This is a genomic window from Micromonospora sp. NPDC047465 (genome assembly GCF_040643125.1).
Classification (GTDB): Bacteria; Actinomycetota; Actinomycetes; order Mycobacteriales; family Micromonosporaceae; genus Micromonospora.
In genome coordinates this window covers 1-22,941 of sequence record NZ_JBEYTP010000008.1, presented here as the reverse complement: position 1 = coordinate 22,941, position 22,941 = coordinate 1, and the positions used below count along the sequence as shown (strand labels likewise).

At 71.1% G+C, this 22,941-nt stretch carries 22 protein-coding genes; 9 read left to right on the top strand and 13 right to left on the bottom strand.

All coding sequences use genetic code 11. From position 1 onward, the window contains the following. Positions 1-190 precede the first annotated feature (190 nt). The 9 genes from dbpB (ABZ793_RS10170) to ABZ793_RS10130 form a co-directional block, all read right to left on the bottom strand. On the bottom strand, positions 191-1,351 hold the full coding sequence (gene dbpB, locus ABZ793_RS10170) for a DGQHR domain-containing protein DpdB (protein WP_357454836.1): 1,161 nt from the start codon (positions 1,349-1,351) through the stop codon (positions 191-193). Continuing rightward, positions 1,348-2,586 (bottom strand): tRNA-guanine transglycosylase DpdA, encoded by a 1,239-nt coding sequence (gene dpdA / locus ABZ793_RS10165; protein ID WP_357454833.1) that lies wholly within the window; start codon positions 2,584-2,586, stop codon positions 1,348-1,350. Before dpdA ends, dbpB (ABZ793_RS10170) begins: the two co-directional genes overlap by 4 nt. Next, positions 2,583-3,725: a DGQHR domain-containing protein DpdB gene (dbpB, locus tag ABZ793_RS10160; RefSeq protein WP_357454830.1), complete on the bottom strand. Its 1,143-nt coding sequence runs from the start codon at positions 3,723-3,725 to the stop codon at positions 2,583-2,585. The genes dpdA and dbpB (ABZ793_RS10160) overlap by 4 nt, the downstream gene beginning before the upstream one ends. Beyond that, positions 3,725-4,660 carry a hypothetical protein gene (locus ABZ793_RS10155; protein ID WP_357454827.1) on the bottom strand — a complete coding sequence of 312 codons (936 nt, stop codon included), beginning with the start codon at positions 4,658-4,660 and terminating at the stop codon, positions 3,725-3,727. Before ABZ793_RS10155 ends, dbpB (ABZ793_RS10160) begins: the two co-directional genes overlap by 1 nt. A gap of 14 nt (positions 4,661-4,674) precedes the next feature. Next, the gene (gene folE2, locus ABZ793_RS10150; RefSeq protein ID WP_357454824.1) at positions 4,675-5,475 is read right to left on the bottom strand and encodes a GTP cyclohydrolase FolE2; all 801 of its coding nucleotides are present in this window, start codon (positions 5,473-5,475) and stop codon (positions 4,675-4,677) included. Continuing rightward, on the bottom strand, positions 5,475-5,831 hold the full coding sequence (gene queD / locus ABZ793_RS10145; protein ID WP_088986542.1) for a 6-carboxytetrahydropterin synthase QueD: 357 nt from the start codon (positions 5,829-5,831) through the stop codon (positions 5,475-5,477). Before queD ends, folE2 begins: the two co-directional genes overlap by 1 nt. Next, positions 5,831-6,469 carry a 7-carboxy-7-deazaguanine synthase gene (queE, locus tag ABZ793_RS10140; protein ID WP_231924450.1) on the bottom strand — a complete coding sequence of 213 codons (639 nt, stop codon included), beginning with the start codon at positions 6,467-6,469 and terminating at the stop codon, positions 5,831-5,833. Before queE ends, queD begins: the two co-directional genes overlap by 1 nt. A 5-nt stretch (positions 6,470-6,474) precedes the next feature. After that, entirely contained in the window at positions 6,475-7,179 is a 705-nt protein-coding gene (queC, locus tag ABZ793_RS10135; RefSeq protein ID WP_088986540.1) for a 7-cyano-7-deazaguanine synthase QueC, read from the bottom strand. 567 nt (positions 7,180-7,746) lie between these two features. Further along, the gene (locus ABZ793_RS10130; protein WP_357454818.1) at positions 7,747-8,202 is read right to left on the bottom strand and encodes a hypothetical protein; all 456 of its coding nucleotides are present in this window, start codon (positions 8,200-8,202) and stop codon (positions 7,747-7,749) included. A 141-nt stretch (positions 8,203-8,343) separates the two neighbouring features. On the opposite strand from ABZ793_RS10130, the gene ABZ793_RS10125 reads away from it, so the two are divergent. Then, a complete protein-coding gene (locus tag ABZ793_RS10125) occupies positions 8,344-8,586 on the top strand; it encodes a hypothetical protein (protein WP_357454815.1) in 243 nt (80 codons plus the stop codon). 56 nt (positions 8,587-8,642) lie between these two features. Here the strand turns inward: ABZ793_RS10125 and ABZ793_RS10120 are convergent, their stop codons facing one another. Further along, positions 8,643-11,936 (bottom strand): NACHT domain-containing protein, encoded by a 3,294-nt coding sequence (locus ABZ793_RS10120; RefSeq protein WP_357454812.1) that lies wholly within the window; start codon positions 11,934-11,936, stop codon positions 8,643-8,645. A 179-nt stretch (positions 11,937-12,115) separates the two neighbouring features. Between ABZ793_RS10120 and ABZ793_RS10115 the strand changes: the two genes are divergently transcribed. Then, positions 12,116-13,477 carry an AAA domain-containing protein gene (locus tag ABZ793_RS10115; protein ID WP_357454809.1) on the top strand — a complete coding sequence of 454 codons (1,362 nt, stop codon included), beginning with the start codon at positions 12,116-12,118 and terminating at the stop codon, positions 13,475-13,477. A gap of 60 nt (positions 13,478-13,537) precedes the next feature. On the opposite strand, the gene ABZ793_RS10110 is transcribed toward ABZ793_RS10115, so the two are convergent. Beyond that, complete coding sequence (locus ABZ793_RS10110; RefSeq protein ID WP_357454806.1) at positions 13,538-13,858, bottom strand: GYD domain-containing protein; 321 nt, start codon at positions 13,856-13,858, stop codon at positions 13,538-13,540. A 34-nt stretch (positions 13,859-13,892) separates the two neighbouring features. Further along, entirely contained in the window at positions 13,893-14,114 is a 222-nt protein-coding gene (locus ABZ793_RS10105) for a hypothetical protein (protein WP_357454803.1), read from the bottom strand. 350 nt (positions 14,115-14,464) lie between these two features. Between ABZ793_RS10105 and ABZ793_RS10100 the strand changes: the two genes are divergently transcribed. Genes ABZ793_RS10100 through ABZ793_RS10090 form a run of 3 tightly spaced genes read left to right on the top strand, consistent with a single transcriptional unit; the run spans position 14,465 to position 15,838 of the window. Beyond that, positions 14,465-15,175 carry a hypothetical protein gene (locus ABZ793_RS10100; RefSeq protein ID WP_357454800.1) on the top strand — a complete coding sequence of 237 codons (711 nt, stop codon included), beginning with the start codon at positions 14,465-14,467 and terminating at the stop codon, positions 15,173-15,175. Between the two features lie 4 nt (positions 15,176-15,179). After that, positions 15,180-15,440, top strand: coding sequence for a hypothetical protein (locus ABZ793_RS10095; RefSeq protein ID WP_350703007.1), 261 nt, complete (start codon positions 15,180-15,182; stop codon positions 15,438-15,440). Beyond that, positions 15,437-15,838 (top strand): hypothetical protein, encoded by a 402-nt coding sequence (locus ABZ793_RS10090; RefSeq protein WP_357454796.1) that lies wholly within the window; start codon positions 15,437-15,439, stop codon positions 15,836-15,838. The genes ABZ793_RS10095 and ABZ793_RS10090 overlap by 4 nt, the downstream gene beginning before the upstream one ends. A gap of 61 nt (positions 15,839-15,899) precedes the next feature. On the opposite strand, the gene ABZ793_RS10085 is transcribed toward ABZ793_RS10090, so the two are convergent. Then, on the bottom strand, positions 15,900-16,628 hold the full coding sequence (locus tag ABZ793_RS10085) for a DUF981 domain-containing protein (RefSeq protein WP_357454793.1): 729 nt from the start codon (positions 16,626-16,628) through the stop codon (positions 15,900-15,902). A gap of 212 nt (positions 16,629-16,840) precedes the next feature. Between ABZ793_RS10085 and ABZ793_RS10080 the strand changes: the two genes are divergently transcribed. The 4 genes from ABZ793_RS10080 to ABZ793_RS10065 all read left to right on the top strand — a co-directional run bounded on the left by ABZ793_RS10080 (position 16,841) and on the right by ABZ793_RS10065 (position 22,874). Beyond that, positions 16,841-17,536 (top strand): hypothetical protein, encoded by a 696-nt coding sequence (locus ABZ793_RS10080; RefSeq protein WP_357454790.1) that lies wholly within the window; start codon positions 16,841-16,843, stop codon positions 17,534-17,536. Between the two features lie 72 nt (positions 17,537-17,608). Continuing rightward, positions 17,609-20,956 carry an AAA family ATPase gene (locus ABZ793_RS10075; RefSeq protein ID WP_357454787.1) on the top strand — a complete coding sequence of 1,116 codons (3,348 nt, stop codon included), beginning with the start codon at positions 17,609-17,611 and terminating at the stop codon, positions 20,954-20,956. Positions 20,957-21,042: 86 nt separating this feature from the next. Then, positions 21,043-21,567, top strand: a complete 525-nt coding sequence (locus ABZ793_RS10070; protein WP_357454784.1) for a SigE family RNA polymerase sigma factor — start codon at positions 21,043-21,045, stop codon at positions 21,565-21,567. After that, positions 21,564-22,874: a hypothetical protein gene (locus ABZ793_RS10065; RefSeq protein WP_357454781.1), complete on the top strand. Its 1,311-nt coding sequence runs from the start codon at positions 21,564-21,566 to the stop codon at positions 22,872-22,874. Before ABZ793_RS10070 ends, ABZ793_RS10065 begins: the two co-directional genes overlap by 4 nt. The last annotated feature ends 67 nt before the right edge of the window (positions 22,875-22,941 follow it).

Sequence of the window (22,941 nt, the reverse complement as noted above, 5' to 3'; positions counted from 1 at the left end):
ACTTGACCTGCGCGCATCAGGCAGACCAGCACGGAAAACGGATGGCCGTCTACAGCCAGGCGAGTTCCAGCCCTCGGCCGCCCCAGCCCTTCAGGGAAGGTGAGCCCTTCGAGTAGTGCAGGCAGCCGGACCGCGTACGGCTTGTTGGTGTCGGCCGGAGGCCCCAACGAGCCGCACACAGCCACCCACTTCATCGTCCTCGCGCCACCTGGCTGGATCGGTAGCGGCTCTGCAGGAAGTCCGCGACACGGTGGATGTCTCGGGGGGTGTTCTGGATGTCGTTCCACTTGCGCGCAACGCCATCGCTAAAGACCCATTCACCCTCGGTCCAGTGGCAGTCGTCAGCGATCACCTTGAGATCAGCGGCGAACTCGTCCGACTCAATGATGCCGTTGCCATCGTCGCGGACGTGGCTGATCGCGTCCATGAGGTACCCCATGCTGATAATCCCGGCACCGTGCATCAGACGTGACCTGCGAGGAGGCTTGTTCCACGCATCAGGAAAGACCTGCTTCACCGCAGCCCAAAAGTTGCAGAGCAGGGTGAACATCTCGCCGGTGTACGGCAGCGCTTCGTCGTTGCGGAATCGATAAAGGGCTCCGTCGGACAGGCTGTTCTCTAGCATCCGCAATACCGAGTTGTCTTTGATGTGGCCGCCTGGGTTGGTGGGCATCTGGATCATCCGGTAGAGCGGGGACCGCAGCTCATCGAAGTTGAGCTTTTCGAGCAGGGTGGCAGGCAGTTGGCGGACCCGCAACGGGGTGGGCAGCGCACCGGAGGCGCCTGGCAGCAACTCGTGGATGAGGCCCTTGGGGAGTGCCTTGGTGGAGTTGACCAGGATGAACTGGAAGCGCTGGTCGGCGGTGTCGTTGGCGATAAAGGCGCTAATGCTCACTGGGAACGCGTCGATGTTGGCGTCGCGGATGGCGGCGCAGCGCTGTTGGCCGTCGACGATGAACCCTGGCCGGTTGTGTTCCGGTCCGTCGATGAGCGGGATTACCAGAGTTCCCGTCTCCACGTAGCTGGGGCCAGCGGCGGTGGCGGGGTTTGGTTCGAAGCGCACGCGTTCGTCGAAGGCGATGACGATGGCGTTGGGCAACAGCGGGCTGTCGTCGGTTTCGATGTACCGGCGAATAGCCGCCACGTGGGCGAGAACTTCGGGTCGCTGGTAGCCGTGCAGTTCGGTCGTCTCGTCGCGTCGAATGCGCGAGACGGTGGCGATCTGCGGGACGAGTTTACCGTCCATCGCGAAGGTGTAGAGGCTGCGTCCGCGACCTTGCTGAATCTTCAACGCGGGCAGCCGGAGTTCGAGGGTGGTGCCTGCGGAGAGGTCACGTCGGGTCGTGGTCACGCGGGAGTCCTTTCTCGTTGTGCGCGCAGCCGCTGTTCGAACACGTACAGGTTGTGAAAGCCGCGCCGTTTGTTGCGTTCGGTGCCTCTGAAGATCACGACTTCGATGCCGATCGCCTTGCACAGGTCACAGGGACAGTCCCGCCAGGGCCGGTCTGCCAGGGTCGCACGATACTGCGCGCTACGGTCGGACTTGCCGTCCCACACGGCGCTGTAGTCGACAAGTGCCTGAACGACCGGGTCGACGTCGATCTCGTCGGCGTCGTACTGGCGGAGCCGGGTCAATGCGGTGCGTTCCAGGGCGAGTGCCTGGGCTTGGCTGATCTCGCCGGAGCGGATGCGGGCCTTGAGCTTGGGGTTACCGTCGACTTGGGGTACGCGCAAGGCGACGTAGGTGCCGGTGGGTGTGTAGTAGTTGTCGCGGTCGTCCTTGAATGCTTGACGGAACGGTGAGGTGCTGTCGAAGCTGGTGACGCCATGGGTGGCGAAGGTGGGGACGTCGTCGCAGCGGCTGATGCCCAGCAGGTGCAGCTGCGTGGTGGGCTCACGGACCTGGTCGATCGCGGCGAGGCAGGCGAGGATCTCCTGGGTCTTGAGAGGGACCATGCCCCCGAGCGCGATGCGTTGGTACCCGATGCGTTGTAGTGCGACGACGGCGTCGGCGTAGGACTGCGGGCTCCAACCTTGGGCCACGCCGAGGGGGGTGAAGCAAACTCGGCGGGCCTTGCAGCGCTGCCAGAAGTCCGCAGCCAGAGCAAGGGTGATCTCCTGGCGACGTACCCACTCGGCGGCGCGCTCGTCGTCGCGGGCTGTCTTGGGCTCGTATTGAAAGATGACGTGGTCTACGGCGATGCCGTAGTGGAATCCGCAGCCGTCATAGAAGTCGATGACCTCGTCGACACTGTAGGGCGGGTACTCCTCAGCGACGTAGGAAAACGCTCCACAGTCGCCCATGATCTTCAGCGGTGTGTGGCCGCGGTCGAGGCGGAAGAAGCGCCGGGCGCCCTCGCGGTAAAGGCGGTGGCGTTGCGCGGCTGTGTACTTGCCGGTTCCTCCGCCGGCCTTGCCGTCGACGATGGCCTTGGAGACCAGCAGCCCGTCGAAGGGGGCTTGGGTGAGTACCTCGTGGGCGTACAGGTCGTCGCGTTGCCGGACGCGGAACGGGTCGCGTTCTTCGGTGACGAAGTCGAAGCCCGGGTCGACCTGGTCCTGGCTGTCAGGGAAGAAGAACCTCACGACAGCTCTGCCCGGGTGTTGTGGTAGAGGCGGATGAGGTAGTTGGACAGTTCCTGGATGTGCCGGTGCATGTTTTCAATCTCGTTCCAGCGTAGGCCTAGGTCGTCCCAGACGCCAGCGGTCCAATGACAGTGCGGTGCGATGAGGGCAAGGTGTTGGCGGATGGTCTCCGGTGCGTTGGGGCTGCGGGGGTCGACGGCGCCTAGGATGCGGTCCATCAGCCGGCCCATCGCGCGGATCCCGGCACCGTGCATGAGGCGGCTCTTGGTAGCCGGCAGTCCCCAGGCGTCGGGGAAGGTGTCGCGCACCGCAGCCCAGTAGACGTACAAGGCCTGCAGGATCGCTTCGAAGTCGGTCTCGTTGCGGCTGACGTCGCGGTACGGAAACAGGCAGCCTGACGATGAGGTCAGGCTCTCATTGAGCATGTTCACCACCACGGTGTCGGTGATCACCGCGTGGGGTGTCTGTTCCCGGCTCGTGGAGGCCCGTTTGATCAGCCCGTACATGGGCGAGGTCGGATCGGTGTTGAGGACGTCACACAGCGCGGCGGGCGCCTTGCGGATCGCCAGACGAGGGGGCAGTGGGCTGTCGACCTCGGGCAGCAGTTCGGTGACGAGCCCGCGCGGCAAGGGTCGGGTGTTGTTGACCCGCAGAAACTGGTCGCGCTGGAGTGTGACACTGTCGGCGACGAAGGCAGTGACGGGAACCGGAAAGCCGCGGCGTTGGGCCCGCGCCAGGGCGAGGGCCCGCTGCTGGCCGTCAACTATCCAAGCTGGCTTCGGCTTGCCCTTTGCCGGTAGTGGAATGGTCAGCTTGCCGGAGGTGGCCAGACCGTCGCCGACGCTGGGGCCGCGGCTGGACTCGAACTTCGCGCGGGAGGACAACGCGAGGATAATCGGGTTCGGGAACAGCGCGCCGTCGGTGTTGAGATAGTCGATGATCTCCTCGACGTGCCGGCGTACCTCGGGGCGCTGGTAGCCGATGAGGTTGCCGGCCTCGTCGCGACTCACTCGAGAGATGTCGGCGATTTGCAGGACCTCGTCGGCGCGCAACGCGAACATGAAGAAGGGGTAGGTGCTACTCTGGTCGATCCGCAGCGCCCGGCGGACAAGGTTCTTGACGGAGGGGGCGGCGGGCATCAGCGCCTCACCTGGGCCGCGACGTCGGCGAACAGGGTGCGGAATCGGGACTGTTCGCAGGACTGCCCGGACTGACGTAATTGGCGCAGCAGGCTGGTCGCGGTGGTGGGCCCGTTGGCCAGGTGGCGCCGGATAAGGTCGCGCAGGGCTTCGTCGCTGAGCTTCTGCCCGATGGGTCGCCGGCTGGGGTCAGGCGGCGCGGTGGTGGTGGCTTGTTCGGCGAGTTTGCGCAGGTTGGCGTGAGACAGGTCGTCGGCTGCTGTGGTGAGCAGGTGGGCGGCGGCGCGAACATTGAGCGCTTGCAGGCTGCCGCCGACCACTGGCCGAAGTGCGGCGGTAACCGGCACGATGAGGTCGTCGATGTCCGGGCACCGCCCGGGCGGGCCGATGATGGCCAGCTGTTCGCGGTCGGCCAGGCAGTCTGCGGCTTGGCGTAGGTCGTCGGCGCAGGCGCGTAGGTACGCCTCGGACAGCACGGCGATGACGACCGCGTGGGGATTCTGGCGAGCCAGCGTTGTGAAGGAGCGAGGGGCATGGGTGTCAGGGCCGCTCCATCGGTTGAGTCTGCTCCACCAGTCGCGCATGGCGGCCGACGAGGAGCCGGCCGAGTCGGCCTCCCCCGCGGTGAAGGTGGCCGCGTAGGGCGCGACCGGCGTGTCGGCTGCGATCAGCCCGTAGCCAGCGGAGCACACCCACAGTTTCGTAGTCTGCGGCAGCGTGGCGGGAAGGCTGCGGGCAACCTGCCAGTGTTCGCCGGCGTACAGGTCCAAGGCGGCAACTCGGTCAGCATCGGAGGTGGACAGCCGGGAGGCCCAGGTGGCGAAACGTTGCCCTGGCTGCTGTTCGTGCAGACTGCCGAGCCGCAGGTGATCGGGCACAACGCGGGTCTTGCGGTTGGCGCAGGTGACCACGAGGTGCACGGGACGGTCGGCCATGCCGGATCTCGACCTCACGCGTCGCCGCCAGTCGTGGAGTCGGTCCACTCGAGCCGCGCGTAGGCGGCATGGTTGTGGATGCTTTCGTCGTTGACCACGCGCACCCGGAATCGGTTCACACGAGGGTCATCGCGCAACGCCAGGGCAACGTGGCGGGTCATGTCCTCGACGAAGACCGGATTGTCGTAGCCGGCCATGGTGACGTGACGCTCGTCCGGCCGTTTGAGCAGCGCGTAGACCGGTGAGGATGCCGAAGCCTCGGCGACATCGATGAGGTCGTCGAACCATAGTTCTCCCGGGCCCACCGGGTGGACTTCGATGGTGACGTAGCCGCGTTGGTTGTGCGCCCCTCGATCACTGATGGCCTTGCTGCAGGGACACACGCTCGTAACGGGCACGCGGGCCTGCAATGTCAGGACCGGATTGGCTGTGCTCACGCTGGCGGTCAACGCGCACTGGTACTCGCTGAAGGACCGCGCGCCGGTGACCGGGGCCTGTCGCTCCAAGAAGTAAGCGAAGGTGAGACGGACGCGGGCGCTGCTGCTGCCCATACGCATACGGAGGTCTTCCACCAGGCGCAGCGCACTGTCCGACGCGACCCCGTCTCGCCAGGTGTGCAGCACTTCCACGAATCGGCTCAGGTGGGCGCCTTTGACCTCGGCGTCGAGGCTGACCGACATGTCGATGGTGGCGACGGTTTCGCGTTTAGCCCCCTGGCCGTCAGCGATCAGCAGCGGATAGCGCAGCCCTTCGATGCCGACCTCATCGAGGGAAACCCCCCGCTGGTCGGGCAGCGCCTGCACGTCGGGAAGCATCACCGCTCTCCTCGATAGATGCAGCCGGAGGTGCACGTCTCCCGGACCATGACAGTCGACAGGGGGAGTTGATCGATTAGTCGGTCCCAGATCCAGCGGGCCAGTACTTCGCTGGTCGGATTCTCCAGGCCGGGCACCTCGTTGAGGTAGTAGTGGTCAAGTTGGTCGAGGAGCGGTTGGAACGCCTTCTTGAGCTCGCCGAAGTCCATGACCCAGCCCGCTTCGGGGTCGACGTCGCCGTGGACATGAACCTGAACCCGGTAGGAATGGCCGTGTAGGCGGGCGCACTTGTGCCCGACTGGCACGTTCGGCAGCCGGTGCGCGGCTTCGAAGGTGAACTCCCGGAAGATTTCCATCAGGCAATTCCTAGGTATTTGTGTGTCTGCAGACTCAGCTGCCACTGCGGATGGTCGAGGCAATACCGCACCGCAGCCTCGGTGTTGGCCGCCCTGTCGGGGCCATCCATGGGCTGCAGCAGGAAGTGCTCGAAGGCGAGGTCTTCGAACAGTTGCGGCTCAGCGCCGACCTGCGGGTAGACCAGCTTGAGGTCATGGCCCTGGGTGAGCACGAGGTCGGCGCCCGCCTTGGGGCTGACGCAGATCCAGTCAAGCCCGGCTGGCGCCGGCCGAGTGCCGTTCGTCTCGACCGCGACCGTAAAGCCCTCGGCGTGGAGGGCCTGCACAGCGGCCTCGTCCAGTTGCAGCAGCGGTTCACCGCCGGTGCAGACGACGTAGGGGCGGCTACGAGGATGGGACTTCCCCTGCCAGGTCTTGGCCACAGCCGCGGCCAGATCAGCCGCAGACCGGAAACGACCCCCACCTGGGCCGTCCGTGCCAACGAAATCGGTGTCGCAGAACCGGCAGATAGCGCGATGCCGGTCCGACTCACGCCCGGTCCACAGGTTGCAACTGGTGAACCGGCAGAACACCGCGGGCCGGCCCGCATGGGTTCCCTCACCCTGCAACGTGTAAAAGATCTCCTTAACGCGGTACACCAACCTCACCCAGCCGTCGGCGCCAGAGCGGGATCTGTACGGCCGAGTTCCGCGAAGCCGCGACCGCGCAACAGGCAGGAGTCGCAGGTACCGCATGCCCGCCCGTCGACCGGGTCATAGCAGCTGTGTGTCCAGGCGTAATCCACGCCCAACTCCAGACCTCGGCGAATCGTCTCGGCCTTGGTCAGCTGGATCAGCGGCGTGTGGATACGCAGCCGTTGGCGACCCTCAACGCCGGCCTTGGTGGCAAGGTTGGCCATCTGCTCGTAGGCGGCGATGTACTCCGGGCGGCAGTCGGGATAGCCGCTGTAGTCGAGTGCGCTGACCCCGATGAACACATCCGAGGCATCCAGGGTCTCTGCCCACGCCAGCGCGAAGGACAAGAAAATCGTGTTCCGGGCGGGCACGTACGTGATCGGAATGTCGCTACCGAGATCGTCAGCGCTGTCGTGGTGCGGCACGGCAAGAGCGTCGTCGGTCAGCGCCGAGCCACCGAAGACGCGCAAATCGATGTCAGCGACGACGTGCTTGACTGCTCCGAGGTTCGCGGCTACACGGCTCGCGGCTTCGAGCTCCACCGTGTGCCGCTGGCCGTAGCGGAAGCTCAGCGCGTACGCTTCGTACCCCTCGTGCACCGCCATCGCGAGTACCGTGGCCGAGTCGAGTCCTCCGCTAAGTAGCACCACAGCCCTGCGCTTCGCCGCAGACATATGCCGGCCTCCGCCTCTCCACTCGGGTCCGAGAAACTGCAAGGTCGCGCGCCGATGGTCGGCTGCAGTTTCGGCGGTCAGCCTACCGAACTACTGGGAACGATGGAACGCGCCTTGGGGAGCGCCAGTCGATCACCGGCAGAGGCAGGTCGCGTCGACTACCCAGCGCAACTGCCGTCGCTGTGATGGGTGAGCACGGTCGATATTTCAAGGAGCACCTCTTGCTAACTGCGGTAGATCGCTGTGGCAGGACGTCGCACTTTCTTGCACCAACAGCGCTGAACCTCTCCGAGAAACTCACCGCCTGTCCGGTAGGTCAAGATAGTACCTCTGTGCGAATTTGCGCATCGGGCAAGTCGGCGGAGTGGCCGTCGCTGGATGATCCCGCGCGGAGAACCACCGCATCAAGGAGGCGCTCCGCACCTGGCAGACCCGGCACGCCGGCCGGTGAGCGTCGTTCCGCCGGCAGGCCTGCCGGGAGCGGTCGGCGTTAGATCGTTCCGGTGATCGGCCTACAAAAGAACTCACGCAGAGTAGGGATGGCGCCCGAGGCGGCCTGGTTGGCCCTCAGTCTGCTGCGGGGCGGGTGGTCGTCTTGCGCTCGGGTATGCGGATGATGTCCGTGTCGATGCCTTCTCGCCGGGGAACGTAGAACCAGCCCTCCTCGGTGTCCGGGTCGTAGTGCAGAACAGTGTTCTCCCTCGCGAGCCGCCTGAGCCAGGCGTCCAGCTTGACTTTCTCCTCCTTACGCAGTTGCTTGCCGGCGCGGCGGCGCGCTTCGGTGCGCAACATCTGGATCGGGAAGAGCCACCGGTGCTCGTCCTTGAGGAGCCACGGGATCAGCTCGTCGTCGCGGATCGTCCGCCGCTGGAGTCCTCGCCGTCGGCGGAAGTTTCCCCAGAGCGAGGGCACGGTGTCGATGCCGTACTTGCGGCGGTACTCCTCCACCATCCACTGGTAGCTTCGCCCCTCCTCGAACCATCGCAGGACCTCTTGCTCATTCTGGATCTTGCTTGCGGGCATCCCGATTCGTTCGACTTTCTTCCTGGCTGGGCGCGCCAGCTGATCAACAACCTGCGGGGAGAGTGAACATCCGGGTGGTCCACACGTCAACCACGGTCAGTAGGCTGCGGTGCAGCATCGGCGACATGAACAGGAACGGTTGTGAAAGTCACCATCACCGTGTGTGACGTGTGTCAGGACAGGCAGCGTGAGGCCAAGACGTACGAGGTCGTGTCGGAGGGCCGGACTGCGGAAACCGACCGCTGCGCGGAGCATGCGGCTCCGTTCGAGGCGCTGTTCGCAGTGACCGAGCCGCGTCCGGGGCGACGCCGGTATCAGGTCACCACGATGGAAGAAATCGAGGCGCGCAAGGCAAGCCAGGCCGGCACCCGCTCGCGGGCCTGAGCAAGCCGGTCATCACACCCTCGGAAGTCCAGGGGCCGCACCTGCCGCGCCTCTGCTCACTTGCGCCAGGCGGGGGCCATCCGCTCGGACATCTCGCGCCAGAACGTCCGCAGGTCGTCCCGGTTGACCGCCTGCCAGTCCGCCCGCCCCGGCGAGCGGAACCAGCGCCCCACGAGGTCGATCTGGTGGGCGCAGAACGCCTCGTCCATCTGGTACGGCAGCTCGTCGCCCTTCGGCGGCAGCGGGCACAGCCGGAACGGGCAGTCGTCGATGCAGGTGGAGCCCGGCTGGACGTCGTGGGCCTGGCGGCGGCTGAGGGTGACCCGCATGGCGGTGCGGTCGATGGTGAGGCACGGGGGCAGGTCGGCGCGGCTGGCCCGGCTGAGCCGGCGCGCCCGCTCGTCGTTGTCCCGGCCCCGGTCGGCGAGGTTGAGCAGCAGCATCACGTCGGCCAGCAGCCGTTGGGCCCGCGGTTCCAGGACGGCCCAGCCGTGCGACGGCGGCAGCCAGGAGTCCTGGAGGCGGCGGATGCCCGGCTGTGGGCTGACCGCCCCCACCCGGCCGACGATCTCCCGCTCGTCCACCCAGCAGTGGCGCTCGGGGTGGCGGTCGATGAGCGCCTCGACGCACAGGTCCGCCACCTCGAGGACGAGCGGGTGCGCCGTACCGCTGCCGGGCTGCGGGGCGCGGTGCCCGCCGCCCGCGATCGAGGTCCAGAAGGCGACCAGCCCGCGCGGGTCCGAGCCGTGGCCCCGTTCGTGCAGTGTCTCGCCGGGGTCGCGGGGGAGGGCCAGCAGGGTGAGCGCCTGGATGAGCACCAGGTGGGAGTACCAGAACCGGGAGTGCCGCAGCGCCTTCTCGGCCTCCTCGATGAGCAGGCTGCGGTGCGCCGGGTACGTGCGGCAGTTGGCGGCGAGCCGGAACCCCTGGGCGAGGGTTAGCTCGTAGACGCGGGCCCCGTCGGAGGCGTCGGTGGCCAGGCGGTGCACCCAGCGGCGCAGGGTCTCCCGGGCGACGTGCTGCCAGTGGGGCTCGCCGGGGGTGTGCGCGCTGTCGGCGTAGAGGAACAGCGACGGCGCGATCCAGGTCCGCAACTCCTCCAGGCGCTCCCGGCCCGTCGGGTCGGCCGCCTGCGGCGGCTCGTCGAGCAGGTCGCGCAGCGCGCGGACGGCCGCGTTGCCGCCGCTGGCGATCTCGCGGGCCACGGCGAGCCGGGGAAGGTACGACGTCTCGTCGGCCATCATCTGGAACAGCTGCCGGTACTGCGGTGTGGGCTGCCGTGACCGGAGTCCGGTGGGCTCGGGTGGCCGGTCGGCGAGTTGCCGGGCGGCGTCGCCGTACCGGTGCACGAGGGCGATCTTGGCGTCTTCGAGGGGGCGGTCGGTGACGGACCCGTCGCCCTGGTAGCGGGGCCAGGCATTGCGGATGGCGTCGGCCACCTGCCGGTGCGAGGCGTGCCCCGTGGCGACGTCCATCTCCAGCGCGGCCGCGAACATCTCCAGCGCCCGGGTGCGGTTGCGTGTCACGGTCGCCGCGTCGAGGAGCCGGTGCACGAGCGCGACCGACCGGTTCCGGGTGGCCCTCTCGTCCCGGCCGCTGGTGGGCAGGCCGACCGCCCGCCGGGCGGTGTCGGCGACACGGAGCAGGTCGGTGCGGCGGACGGTGGGGCTGCGCCGCCCGTCCAGTCGTTCGAACGCGCCCGCGCTGCGGGTGTGCAGGGTGAGGGCGGACAGCAGTTCCCGCCCCGGGCCGTGGTTTCGGGTGAAGGCCTGCGTGAGGAAGTCGTCGTCGCGCATGGCGGCGGTGAGGAAGCGCGAGCCGAGGTACGCCTGGATCACCCCGTGCTGGAAACGCACCCCGTCCTGCCGCTTCACCACGATGTTCAGCGCGTCCCCGGTGGTCTCGGCGAGGCCGATGTCCTGCGGGTTGTCGGCGCTGAGTTTGTGCAGCCGGGCGCGCAGCTCGGTCAGGATCCACCGCCGGCCGGCGTCGGTCGTGCCGTCGCCGCCGGTGAGTTCCGTCGTACGCACCGACAGCCGGTTGTTGCGCAACCCGATGCAGGCGAGGGCGGAGAGCACCTCGATCGCGTCGGACCGTTCGGTCTGCGGCATGCCGTAGTCCTCGTACAGGTCGCCGGCGACGGTGGCGTCGCACCACTCCTCCAGCAGGCTCCAGCGCAGCGCCGACCTGCCGGGGCCCGCCGGCTCGACCCGGTCGAGGCGGTCGACCTCGTGGAGTTCCCCGATGACCCGCAGGAAGAACGGTGAGTCGGCGACGTCGGCGGCCTTGACCAGCCCGGTGATGCGGTCCCACCGGTGCCCGGGGTCCGAGCGGCGGCTGTGGGCCCGCACGTACTCCAGGGCGGCGCCCTGGGAGAGCGGTTCCAGTTGCAGCAGCAGCGCGTCCAGGCCGCGCAGCGGATCGTCGGGCCGCGACGCGACCACCAGGGGGAGGCGCTCGCGGACCGCGCCCCGGACGGCCTCCCGGAGCACGCTGTCCCGATCGGCGGGCTGGGCGGCGTCGGCGAGGACCTCCTCCAGGCCGTCGGCGAGCACCACGATGCGGTTGTCCAGCCAGAGCCGCCGCCACATCCGGTCCGCCTCGCCGGCGGCGTGCAGCTGGGTGTCGATGGTGCGCTGGAACTGTTCGAGGGCGAGCTGGTGGAAGTTCAGCTTTTCCGGGTCGGTGACCGTCCGCAGGTCGATCCCGATCGGCACGACGCCGGTGGCCATCAGCATCTCCGCGAGGCGTGCCAGGGTGGCCGTCTTGCCGGTGCCGATGCCGCCCACCAGCAGCAGCGGGCGCCGGGTCGTCTCGTCGCGCAGCCGCTGCATCATCAGTTCGCACAGCTCGTCGCGGCCGACGACGTTGCTCGGGTCGAGGTCCCGTTCGGCGGTGGGCAGCAGCATGCGGCTGTTGCGCAGGACGTTGCGCCGGTACCAGCGACGGACCGGCACGTACCGCCAGAAGAGGAAGAGCGCCAGGCCCAGCGCCGCGACCATCGGCGGCTTGACGAAGCCCTCCACCTGGCCGCAGTAGTACGACCTCGGCGGTTCGCCCGCGCACCACGCCGACACCCGGAGGAAGCCGGGCTCGGTGTCGAGGATCATCAGGACCAGGGAGAGGGCGGTCCACGCCAGGAACACCCCGGCGATGGCGACGATCGCCCACCGCAGCCCGCGGTGGTGCCGCCAGCTCATCCGGTGGTCGCCGCGCTCGTCCGTACGCCGGCGGCGGTGCCGTTCCGCCTGGCGTTCCCGTCGGGTGCGCCACCGACGCCGCCGCTGGCGCAACCACAGCTGGGCCGCCCAGACCGGACCACGTTTCGGCCCGCGCATGGACACCCCCATGATCGACATGGTCGGCTACCGGACGTGCCTGCCCTCCACTCCACGCCAACGCTAGTGCCGTCGCGGCAGGCCAGTGCCTGGTTCCGGCATTCCCGCGCCGGCCCCTCGGCCCCGGTCCTCGCCCGCCGTCGGTCGTGTGGCGTAAGGTCCCGTAGACCTCGTTGGGGGAGGTGCAGACGATGCGTACCGGGTTGGAGATGCCGCCCGCGGTCGAGGCGGAGCGGGTCATCACGGCCGTCCTGGCCGACCTGCGCTCCGGCGACCATCGAGGAGTCGTGGTCGACTCCCCGCCCGGGGCCGGCAAGTCGACCCTCGTGGTGCGGGCCGCCGTCGAGCTGGCCGCCGCCGGCGAGCCGCTGATCATCGTCGCGCAGACCAACGAGCAGGTCGACGACCTCATCGACCGCCTGGCCCGCAAGGCGCCCGAGCTGCGCATCGGCCGCCTCTCCGCCGCCGACTACAAGCCGTCCGAGCGGGTGCGGGGCCACGAGACGGTCCGGGTCGCCGCGAAGGTCGCCGACCTCGGCGGCCCGGCCGTCATCATCGGTACGGCTGCCAAGTGGGCCACGGTCGCGGAGGGCTCCTGGCCGTGGGCGATCGTGGACGAGGCGTACCAGATGCGTTCGGACGCCCTGCTGCGCGTGGCCGGCAGGTTCGAGCGGGCGCTGTTCGTCGGCGACCCCGGTCAGCTCGACCCGTTCTCGACGGTGGAGACGGCGCGGTGGACGGGGCTGACCTGGGATCCGATGCAGTCGGCGGTGGCGGTGCTGCTGCGGCACAACCCGGAGCTGCCGGTGCACCGGCTGCCGGTGTCGTGGCGGCTGCCCGCCTCGGCGGCCCCGGTGGTGGCGGCGGCGTTCTACCCGTTCACCGGGTTCCGCGCCGGCACGTCCGCGCCCGACCGGGCCCTGTCCTTCACCGAGTCGGGGCCGGGGGACGCGCTGGACCGGGTGGTGGACCTGGCGGCGTCGACCGGCTGGGCGCTGCACGAGCTGCCGGCGCGGCACACGCTGCGTACCGATGCGGAGGCCGCCTCGGCCTGTGCGGCGCTGGCGCTGCGCGTGTTGCGGCGGGGCGCGGTCGCCGTCTCCGAGCACGCGCCGGCGGGCGCGCCGGTCACCGCGGACCGGATCGCCGTCGGGGCCGCCCACCGCGACCAGGTCGCGGCCATCCGCGCGCACCTGGGCGAGGCCGGAGCCGGCATCACGGTGGACACCGCCAACCGCCTCCAGGGCCGGGAGTACGACGTGACGATCGTGCTGCACCCGCTGTCGGGGCGGCGGGACGCGACGGCGTTCCACCTGGAGTCGGGGCGGCTCTGCGTGCTGACGTCCCGGCACCGGCACGCGTGCATCGTGGTGGCGCGCGCCGGGATCGGCGAACTGCTGGACGCCCATCCGTCCACCGAGATCGTGCACCTCGACGTGCCGGTGAAGTTTCCGGACGGCTGGGAGGCGAACCAGACGATCCTGGCGCTCCTGGCCGGCGTGGCGACCCCGGCGGACGCCCTCAGCGGATCGGGGAGCCACGCCGCCCGGTGACAAGGTTCAGGTACGCCACCGGCCGGCGCGAACGGCGAACTCGCCTCACCAGCCGTGGGGTCAGCGGCCGGGAGGCTGGTATTCGAACCGCTCCCGGGTCGCCTGGTCGATCTCCGCGGCGGTCAGCACCGGCGTGACCCGCGTGTCCACCCCGCCCGCCGCCCGGATGTCGATGGCGAGCGCGGCGGCGGTCCTGTGGTCGGGCAGATCGCACACCACGTAGGTGTCGTCCGCGCCGAACCCGAAGTACATCGACTCCAGCCGCCCGCCGGCACCCTCGATCATCTTCCGGACGACCTCGACGCGCTTGCTGCCGCCGTCGGTGGTGAGCCCCTTGATCCCGTCGATCGTGTAGGTCGACTTCAAGAGGAACTTGGCCACGCCGCCATCACCTCCCGAAATCGTCGCCCAGGGTTCAGCGCGTTCCCTGTCGTTGGATCCGCTCGGCGCCCTCGACCTTGGCCCGTCCCTGGTCGCGTTCCGTGCCCGCTGATCCGCTGGCGGTACGCAGGTGGCGGGCCTTCGGCGAGTGCTCGGTTGACGAGCCCTGGTGGCCCCGGGCGCCGCTGCCGGGATGTTGCCGGCCGCGCGCCGACTCGCCGCCGGGATCGTGCTTGTTCTCCTTGTGACTACCCATGCGCCGCGCGTACCCGGTCCGCCGGCCGCTAGTCATCGCCAGGCCGTCGCCGGCAGCGGCGCGGCGGGTGGTCGGGGGCGGGCCGGCGGCAGCGGGGGAAGCGGGTGTCGACGTCGGCGGCGAGCCGGGGCGGCGGGGCCGACGGTCCTACCGACGGGGCAGCTCGACAGGGCGTGAGAAAGCGGGCATCCGACCCGGTCCGGACACGAAGCCGACCGACAGCACAAGACCCGTGTCCACGCCGCCGTCGATCACCGGAATTCGTGTCGGCCTACCGATAGAGCGACGATTCATCTGATCAATGTCGGTCGATAGCGTGACGGGCAAAGGCCGTCCATGAAAGGCGGGCCATGACACATCCCATCACCTCACCGTCCCGGCGGCGGATCCTGCTCGGCGCCGCCGCGGCCTCGGCGGTCACCGTCACCGGGGCGAGCGCCGCGCACGCCGCACCACCCACCGCACCACCCGCCGGGGGAGCATCCCCGGCGCGACCCACCCAGCCCCTCGTGGCCCGGGACCGGGTCGCCACGGCACGGCTGGCCGGCGGGCCGGCCCGCTTCCAGGCCGACTTCCACGAACGCCTCGACGCCTGGCTGGCCTTCTGGTCGGCCAACTCGCCCCGGAGCTGGAGCACGCCGGTGGAGGTCGAGGGCACGGTGAGCGCGGACGGCGACGCGTTCACGCTGCACGTGATCCGGATCAGCCGCGACGACCAGACGCGGGACGCCTTCGCCGCCCGGCGGGTGGACGCCGCCCACCTGGCCACCCTCGCCAGCCTGCACCACCACTTCCCGTCGGTCCGCGTCGAGGCCGGCGGCGCGTTGCGGGTGACCGACGGCCCCGCCGGCTGGACCGGCTCGGCCGAGCAGGTCGCATTCGCCGTCACCGCCTGCCGGGAGTTGTGGGGGCTGCGCGCCGCCGACGCGACCACCTGGCGGGCGCACGCGAGCCGGGCCGGGCTTGCGGCCGACCCCGGCTCCCGCTCCGGCTGGGCGGCATTCACCAGGGCGAGTCTGCGGCACGGGCTGCGGACCGAATCATCTGACCTGTGGAGGTAAGGACATGGCACGAAGCGAATTCCGGTTCGTCGTCGACGGCGTGGAGCTGACCACCGAACAGCAGAGCCTCATCGCCGGCGAGATCCAGAAGGCGGGCCTCAACGCGCTGTCCGTGGCCGGCAGCAAGCTGACCAACCCGCTCGCCGTCGGGCACGCCAACATCAAGCTCCGGCCCGAGTGGTACGGGCTGTGGCTGATCGACGGCCCGTTCGCCGAGGAACTCGGCCAGAAGATCAACGACATCGGCTTCTGGATGCAGCGGTGACGGACCCCGTCCACCGGCCGGACCCGCCGGAGCGGATGTGCCCGAGCACCCCCGCGGCCAACGCCACGGTCTTCCTCGGCATGATCACTCCGGCGGGTCGGGTCGCCTACGTCACGCCGCCGCTCCCGGCCGAGGTCGCCCTCGCCCAGGCCGGCACGGACGCGCCGGTCGAGTCCCGGTACCGGCTCGCCGGCCCGTGCGTCACCGCGAAGTGCGGCTTCTGGACCGGCGAGCACTGCGGTCTCGGCGAACGGGTCGCCGCCTCGTACCGCGACACCGCCGGCCCGGCCGAGGCCGACCTGCCGCGCTGCGCGATCCGACGGAGTTGCCGGTGGTACGCCGAGCAGGGCCGCGCGGCCTGCGCAGCCTGCTCCCACGTGGTCACCGACGCCCGCTGACCGCCGCCGTGGGCGAAGTCGCCGGGGTCGTCGTCCGCCGCGTCGTGATGACGGTGTGGCCTCACATAGTGTTGACGATCAAGCCGATGTGGGTGAAGTAGTTCAACGCTCCGAAGAGAGTGAAGATGGCGCCGGCGATCGCCCACGCCACGCCGATGATTCCCAGCAGCACGCGATTCAGCTTGAGCAGGGCGAACGGGGCGAGAACCGAACCGATCCCCACCAGGACGTACAGGCCGGAGATGAAGGCCGCCTCGACCTCCGGGTACTCCGCGAACTCCCCCGAGATCGGCTCCTGCGGCGGCGCCGCGAAGAGCGTGTACGTCCAGCCGGCTGCCGCGATGCCGAAACAGGCCAGGCCGAGCGCGAACACGAAGATCGAGATCGGCCACAACAGTCGCCGCGCCTGCTCCGTGCGGAGGCCGCCGTTCTCCAGCGACGCCTCGGCGAAGATCTCACCCCGCCGCCACAGGATGATTGCCGCCCCGAGCATCAGCACCCCGAAGCCCAGGGACGGCTCGCCGAAGATGATGTTGTCGAAGGCGAAACCCCCGGGTGCCAGCGGCCAGGTCAGCGTCATGTGCAGGCCCGTGACGGTGAGGATCGTACCCAGGATCGCGAAGGCGATCGCCCACCCTTCGGTGACGAGCGGCCTGTCCTTCATCATCTGCCAACCGAGGGCCACGACCAGCAGCAGGCCGACGCCCGCGGCGAGCGCCATGATCGTGTTGTAGGTGGGCATCTGCGCCCAGTCGATCTTCAAGTCATCCTGGGCGGATATCTCGAACACGGCGTCTCCCTCCGCTCGCCGCTTCCGGCGCAGGTCGGCACGACCGCACGACAAAGCGGGCGGCCCGGCGAGTTCCCCCGATCACGCCGCAGAAACGCCACGCCAGACCCGCCGGAGCGCCTGCCGGTGGTACGCCGAGCTGCGCGCCGCCGCGGGCTGGCCGGCCCGGACGGGGCCAACGGGATGCGCCGCGCTTCACTACTGTCGGTGCGGTGACGGGGATGATGCTGCGCCGCGCCGGTCGGCTGGGTTTCGTGCTGTTCGCCCTCGCGGCGTTCGGGCTTTTCATGCTGCCGTGGTTCAAAGGCGACAACGGGGACGTGATCATCGGCTTGGACCTGGGCTACGTCGAGTCCGAGCTGCCCGGAAATCCGAACCCGTTGACGCAGTACTTCCTGGAGCAGGCGCCGCTGCCGGCGTACGTCGGTCTGTTGCTCGCGTTCACCGTGGCGGTGCGGCGGCGGTGGGCGCGGATCGTCGCGGTGGTGGTCGTCGTACTGGCCGCCGCGCTGACCGTGGCGGCGGCGGCCGCGTTGCTCACCGGCGTGGAGGACCACTGGGAGCCGGCCGAGGTGCGTCGCTACCAGCTGTTCGCGCTGGTGACCGTCGCGCTGGCGGTGCTGCTGCTGGCCGCCGCCGGCACGCTGGCGGCCGGGTTGCGCCAGGTGTACCACGGGTTCGTGGTGGCGCTGCTGCTCGCGTTCACCGCCTTCCACCTGGTCAACGTCGCGATCCTCGCCGGGCAGGGGGTGGGGGAGACGATGACGGCGGCGGCGTGGTTGCCGGCACCGGCGTACCTGCTGGCGGCCGGCTGCGCGGTCCTTGCCGCGACCGGCGCGGCGGCGGCCGAGCGGTCGGAGTCGGCCGCCGCCCCCGCACCGGTCCCTCAGCCGGCGGGGCGCGCGTAGCCGAGCAGCAGTCCGCCGGCGGCGGGTCGGAGGCGGCGGGATGTCCGACGGTTCCGCTACGGTCGGGGCGTCATGGAGCCGCGGTTCGGCGAGGTCGTCATCGGGCGGGAGCACCCCGCGGGCCTGCTGCGCGCCGAGGTCGACCGGGCGGCTGCCAGCCACGGCGGCCTCGTCCTGGTCGCCGGCGAGCCCGGCATCGGCAAGACCACGCTGGTCACCGCCGCCGCCAGGGAGGCCCGCCAGCACGGCGCCCTGGTGCTCGGCGCGGCCTGCTGGGATTCCGACAGCGCGCCCGGCTACTGGCCGTGGGTGCAGGTGCTGCGCGGGCTGCGCCGCTCGCCCGACGACTGGGCGGTGGCGCGGGAGGCCGCCGAGCCGGGCCTGGCCGCCCTGCTCGGCGAGACGACCGGCGCGGCGGCCGACCGGGCCATCCGCGAGACGATCCGCGAGGCGATCGGCGGGCCGGCGGGCGGCAGCGGGGACGACCAGGCCGACCGGGAGGAATTCGACCTCTACGACGCGGTGACCGGCGCGCTCGTCGCGGTCTCCCAGCGCCGGCCGGTCATGGTCGTCCTCGACGACCTGCACTGGGCCGACCCGGCGTCGATGCGGCTGCTCCAGTTCGCCGCCCAGCACACCTGGTTCGAACGGCTGCTGCTGGTCGGCACCTACCGCGACGCCGAGGTGGAGGCCGCCGACCACCCGCTGCGCCCGCTGCTGATGCCGCTCGTGGCGAAGGCGACCAGCATCACCCTCACCGGCCTGTCCCGCGACGAGGTGGGCGCGCTGATGGCCCGCACCGCCGGCCGCGAGCCGGACGTCGACCTCGTCGACGAGGTGCACCGGCGCACCGGCGGCAACCCGTTCTTCGTGGAGCAGACCGCCCGGCTGTGGCGCGCCGACGGCCAGGTGAGCACGATCGCGCCCGGCGTACGGGAGGCGGTGCGGCGGCGGCTCGCCCAACTGCCCTCGCCGGTGGCCGACCTGCTCACCGTCGCCGCCGTGCTGGGCCGCGAGTTCCACCGCCAGGTCCTCGCGGCCACCGCGGGCGCCCCGGCGGCGCAGGTCGACCGCCTCCTCGACCGCGCGGTGACCGCCCGGCTCGTGCTGGCCCGCAACGGCGGTCGCTTCGCCTTCGCCCACGACCTGGTCCGGGAGACCCTCTACGACGGGCTCGCCGACGACGACCGGCGGGCCCGGCACGCCGCCGTCGTGCGGGCCGTCGACGGGTCGGCGGCGCTCGCCGAGCGGCTGATCCCGGCCGACCTGGCCCGCCACGCCCACCTCGCCGGCGACGCGCTCGACCCGGCCCGCGCGACCGACCTGCTGGTGGCCGCCGCCCGGGACGCGAGCGGCCGGCTGGCCGTGGACGAGTCGATCGTCCACTTCCGCCGCGCGCTGGAGGTCGCCGGCGACCCGACCCGGCGAGTGAAGATCATGGTCGAGCTGGGCCAACTGCTGCACCACTGCGGCGACAGCGCCGAGGCCCGACACCTCGTCGCCGAGGCCGCCACGCTGGCCCTGACGGTCGACGACCCGGTGGTGCTGGCCCGCGTCGCCCTGACCGTCCACCGTCACCGCCACCAGTCCGGCTCCGCGCGCAGCCCGGACGCGGACGGCCTGCTGCGGGAGGCGTACCGGCGGCTGATCGGCGAGCCGGCGGCCACCCTCGCGGCCGGCACACTCGTCACCGACCTGATCACCGCCACCGAGTCGCTCGCCCGGCGCGGCCGGGACGACGAGGCGCTCACCTTCAGCCTGTGGGCCCGGCACGACACCACCTGGGGGCTCGGCACGGCCACCGACCGGGCCGCGATCACCGCCGAGATCCGCGAGGTGGCGCGGCGGACCGGCGACCGCGAGACCCAGCTCTGGGCGACCTCGCTGCGCTGGGTGGCGCTGCTGGAACTCGGCGATCCGCGATACCACCACGAACTCACCACGTTCGTCACCGGAGCACGCGAGGGCGACGCCCGGCACCGGATCGGCGCGACCATCGACGACGGCATCATCGCCGGGTTCCGGGGCGACTTCACCCGCGCCGGCGAGCTGCTCGCCGAGCTGGACGAGCTGTCCGAGTGGGACCACTCCGAGAGCGCCTTCATGGGCCACCACCTGCGCTGGTCGTGGCTGCTGCTCCAGGGCCGGCACGACGAGGCCGACGCCCTGCTCGACGGGCTGGACCCCGGCGACCACCCCTACCTACAGGTCGTCCGGGCCATCACCGCGGCCGAGCGCGGCGACGGCGCGACGGCACTGCGGCTGACCGCCGGGATCGAGGCCGACGGCACCACGTACAGCCGGATGGTGGCGCCGCTGTGGCTGCGGCTGCGCGCCCAGGTCGCCGCCGCCACCCGCAACCCCGACCGCTGTGCCGAGGCCCGGCAGGCCCTGCGACCGCACCGCGGGCAGTGGATGACGGCGCTGTTCGGCTGCGACGTCAGCGGCCCGGTCGACCACTGGCTCGCCGCCGTCGACGCGGCGGAGCAGCGCTGGGACGACGCGGTGGCCGGGTTCGCCGCGGCCCGCGACGCCGCCGACCGGATGGGCGCCCGCCCCTGGTCGGTGCTGGCCCGTGCCGCGCTGGCGGACGCGCTGGCCGGGCGCGACCGCCCCGGCGACGCGACCGCCGCCACCGCGCTGCGCGCCGCCGTCGCCCGGGACGCCGCCACGCTCGGCATGCGCCAGGTGGCCGGCCACCCGACCGGGGCGCCCACGCCGGTCCCGGCGGCGCGGCAGCACTGGGCTGTCGCGGATGGGCGGCAGCACGGGGTCGCCGCGCCCGTGCCGGCTGTCGCGTCCGTGCCGGCGGTCCCGGGGCCGCAGGGGCGGCTCCCGTCCGCCGGCCCCGTCGTCGGGCAGCCGTCGGTCGAGGCGTACGAGTTCCGCCGCGACGGCCCGGTCTGGCAGCTCGGGTACGCCGGCATGGTCGTGCACCTGCCCGACGCGAAGGGCCTGCACGACCTGCACCTGCTGCTGGCCCGGCCCGGCGTCGACGTCCCGGCGGTCGAGCTGCTCGACCCGGCGGCGGGGCCGGAACTCGTCGCCGCTCGCCGGATGGGCGGCGACCCGGTCCTCGACGAGGAGGCGAAGGCCCGCTACCGCCGGCACCTGGAGCGGCTGGACGCCGAGATCGACCGGGCCGCCGGGCGTGGCGACGAGGCGAAGGTGGCGGCCCTCGACGCCGAGCGGGCGGCCCTGCTCGCCGAGCTGCGGGCCGCCGCCGGGCTGGCCGGCCGCAGCCGCCGCCTCGGCGACGAGGCCGAGCGTGCCCGCAAGACGGTGACCGCCCGCATCCGGGACGTGCTGCGCAAGCTCGACGACCGGCACCCGGCGCTCGCCGCCCACCTGCGCGACACCGTCTCCACCGGCGGCACCTGCCGCTACCTCCCGCCCGAGCCGCTGCCCTGGTGCCTCTAGATCCGGCGTCAGCTGTCGACTTGGAGGACGGGTAAACCTCGCGGCCCGCTGCGGTGTCTTGCTGACTGACGAGACCAGGAGGCCAGATGCGAGACGCGCGTGGCGCGGAGTTCGACGACTTCGTCCGTACCCGGTCGGTGGCGCTGCTGCGGGTCGCCTACCTGCTGACCGGTGACCGGCACGCGGCCGAGGACCTGCTCCAGGACGTGCTGGAGCAGGTGTACGTGCGCTGGCGTCGGGTGCAGGCGTCGCCGGAGGCGTACGCCCGGCGGGCGCTGGTGAACCGGTCGATCAACCGGTGGCGGTGGCGCGCCCGGCGGCCGGAGCAGGCGTTGGGTGACAACGACGGGGTCGCCCGGGATCACGCCGACGACATCGCGCTCCGCCAGGCGGTCGTCGCGGCGCTGCGTACCCTGCCGCCCCGGCAGCGCGCCGCCGTCGTGCTCCGCTACCTGGAGGACCTGTCGGTCGCCGACGTCGCGGCGGCGCTGCGCTGCTCGGAGGGGGCGGTGAAGAGCCACGCCTCCCGCGGGCTGGCCCGCCTCCGGGAGGCGCTGGCCGGATCGAGTCTCGTTTTGCCCTTTCCGACCGGCACCAGGAGTTCGCGATGACCATCAACGAGAGTGATGTCCGGGCCGTCCTGCACCGGGTGACCGATGACCTCACCGGCCCGCCGACGCTGCTCGACGACGTACGGCGGGGTGGGCGTCGCCGGCTGCTGCGACGTCGGGTGGTGCTGGCCGCGGCGTGCGCGGCCGTGTTGGCCGTACCCGTGGGAGGTGCGCTGCACCTCACGGACCGCGGGGCCACGGTCGAGGTCGCCTCGCCGCTGTTCGACGAGCCCACCCGCGGCGACCTGGCCGGCGACGAAAGGTACCTGCGGCAGGCGCGGGAGGCGTGGCGGCAGCGGGCGCGGGCGACCGGCACCTACCTCCGGGGCGATCCGCACGTGGTCTGGGCGGGCAACACCCCGGCCGGCCCCGCGGCCTACGTCGCCCAGCGGACCCTCAGGAACCCGGTGGTGTCCGAGCCGTCCGGCGACCGCATGATCGGTCTGGGCGGGTTCGTCGAGCCCACCGCCGACGGGCCGCGGGTCATGACGGTCGAGACCCTCACCGACGCCGGAACGGAGGGCAACTCCCAGGCCGCGCTGGTCGGGCCACAGCGGGACGTGCTGGTCCTGCTCGACGCCGGACACCCGGTGGAGTTCTCACCGACGTTCCGGTACGCCGCCGACGGCCGGATCGAGCGCACCTTCCAGCGGGTGACGTTCCGGGACGGGGCCGCTGTCCTGCCGGTGCCGTCGCAGCGCCACAAGGTGACCGTCGCCCTGTCGCGGCCGCCGGTCAGCGTGGAGAACACCGTGCACATCAGCAACGCGAGCCAGATCCTATTCCCCGACGGGCAGGACAGCCCTCAACCGCGCCAGCTCGTCCACACGTTGCCCGGCGCGGAACGGGCCTGGGGCCCCAACCCCGCCGGGCAGGCTGACCCGGCGGCTCACTACGCGGACCCGCTCGCCGCCTACATCGACGCCGGCGGCAACCACCGAGGGGGGGATTCGCCCCTGTTCACCCTCTACGGGGCCACGCCCGACGGTCGGCGGCTGCTGCTCCAGACCATCCAGTACGACGACGACCCGGCCCGCGTGATCGCCCTGCTCGCCCGCGACGGCGCCCCCTTCCAGGCGGCGGCGAGCGGGTTCGTCGACTGGCAGGCCCCGCTGCCGGTGCGGCTGCGGCTGCCGGACGGGCAGGGTGTTCTCGTCGCCGCCGAGGGTGCGGGTTTGAGCTACCGGATCGGCTCCGGGCGGTGGCAGGACGCCGGGCGGGACGCGGCGCTGCTACCCGCCGACGCCACCGAAGTGCGCGTCACCGCCGCCGGCGGCGAGGCCGTCACCGTTCCCGTCGGCCGCTAGCCGGCCATCGAATCGGGGGCGGGGCCCCCCCCCCCCCCCGGGGGGGGGGCCCCCCCCCCCCGGGTAG

Excerpts from the sequence above, each read along its gene's own strand:
- dbpB (WP_357454830.1), bottom strand. The coding sequence starts at position 3,725 with ATGCCCGCCGCCCCCTCCGTCAAGAACCTTGTCCGCCGGGCGCTGCGG.
- ABZ793_RS10155 (WP_357454827.1), bottom strand. The coding sequence starts at position 4,660 with ATGGCCGACCGTCCCGTGCACCTCGTGGTCACCTGCGCCAACCGCAAG.
- folE2 (WP_357454824.1), bottom strand. The coding sequence starts at position 5,475 with ATGCTTCCCGACGTGCAGGCGCTGCCCGACCAGCGGGGGGTTTCCCTC.
- queD (WP_088986542.1), bottom strand. The coding sequence starts at position 5,831 with ATGGAAATCTTCCGGGAGTTCACCTTCGAAGCCGCGCACCGGCTGCCG.
- queC (WP_088986540.1), bottom strand. The coding sequence starts at position 7,179 with ATGTCTGCGGCGAAGCGCAGGGCTGTGGTGCTACTTAGCGGAGGACTC.
- ABZ793_RS10130 (WP_357454818.1), bottom strand. The coding sequence starts at position 8,202 with ATGCCCGCAAGCAAGATCCAGAATGAGCAAGAGGTCCTGCGATGGTTC.
- ABZ793_RS10120 (WP_357454812.1), bottom strand. The coding sequence starts at position 11,936 with ATGGGGGTGTCCATGCGCGGGCCGAAACGTGGTCCGGTCTGGGCGGCC.
- ABZ793_RS10115 (WP_357454809.1), top strand. The coding sequence starts at position 12,116 with ATGCGTACCGGGTTGGAGATGCCGCCCGCGGTCGAGGCGGAGCGGGTC.
- ABZ793_RS10105 (WP_357454803.1), bottom strand. The coding sequence starts at position 14,114 with ATGGGTAGTCACAAGGAGAACAAGCACGATCCCGGCGGCGAGTCGGCG.
- ABZ793_RS10100 (WP_357454800.1), top strand. The coding sequence starts at position 14,465 with ATGACACATCCCATCACCTCACCGTCCCGGCGGCGGATCCTGCTCGGC.
- ABZ793_RS10095 (WP_350703007.1), top strand. The coding sequence starts at position 15,180 with ATGGCACGAAGCGAATTCCGGTTCGTCGTCGACGGCGTGGAGCTGACC.
- ABZ793_RS10075 (WP_357454787.1), top strand. The coding sequence starts at position 17,609 with ATGGAGCCGCGGTTCGGCGAGGTCGTCATCGGGCGGGAGCACCCCGCG.
- ABZ793_RS10070 (WP_357454784.1), top strand. The coding sequence starts at position 21,043 with ATGCGAGACGCGCGTGGCGCGGAGTTCGACGACTTCGTCCGTACCCGG.
- ABZ793_RS10065 (WP_357454781.1), top strand. The coding sequence starts at position 21,564 with ATGACCATCAACGAGAGTGATGTCCGGGCCGTCCTGCACCGGGTGACC.